Annotated in this window: 1 protein-coding gene; it reads left to right on the plus strand. The window is 30.2% G+C overall.

Translation table 11 applies throughout. The features are described 5' to 3' along the window. Positions 1-116 precede the first annotated feature (116 nt). On the plus strand, positions 117-853 hold a 737-nt coding region (locus HHU12_RS34180), incomplete at its 3' end, for an IS1634 family transposase (RefSeq protein WP_169661185.1).

The raw sequence follows: 853 nt of genomic DNA on the forward strand, positions 1-853 counted from the left end.
TCCTGAGTTCCTCGTAATGAATGTTAATCATTTATAACTTTCATGTATTCTGTGTTTTACGTAAAATTATTATATTTTCAGGGTGTCCCATTTGTGAATATCCAATATGAAATATAATGTTTCTAAGAAAAAAGAAGAACAAAAGTGGCTCAATTAGTATTCAAGTAATAAGTAAGTCTAGTGGAACTTATAAAGTAGAACATTCTTTCGGAGCTAGTAAAGATCCTAAGATTTTACAACAACTAGAGCAGGAAGCTTTGTCATGGATACAAAAAAAGACAAAACAAAAAGAGCTAGATTTCACTAACGAATCTAATATTGCAAATCAAGTTTTAGAGGGGATTTCAGAACTGAAATCTGTTGGTATTTCATTGCTAATTACACCTATTTTCAATCAGATAGGCTTCAATAAAATCGAAGATGACTTATTTAGATTACTAGTTTTATCCCGCTTAGAAAATCCTTTAAGCAAGCTTGCTACATCACAGTATTATGCTTTAACCCAATCTTTAAATATTGATGAGAACAAGATTTACCGTTATTTGGATAAACTGTATAGAGAACAAAAAGAAACTATACAATACATTAGTTATGAACATACTAGAGGTGTTCTAGGAGGAAATGTTTCTATTGCATTTTATGACGTGACTACATTATATTTTGAAACAGACAATCAAGATAAGTTACGTAAAACAGGTTTTTCTAAAGAAGGAAAACATCAACACCCTCAAATTATCTTAGGGTTATTAGTGAGTAAAAACGGTTATCCTTTGGCTTATGAAATTTTTGAAGGGAATAAATTTGAGGGACATACTATGCTGCCATTGATAGAGGAATTTTGTAAAAAGTATAA

The sequence above is a fragment of the Flammeovirga aprica JL-4 genome (assembly GCF_012844305.1).
Classification (GTDB): Bacteria; Bacteroidota; Bacteroidia; order Cytophagales; family Flammeovirgaceae; genus Flammeovirga; species Flammeovirga aprica.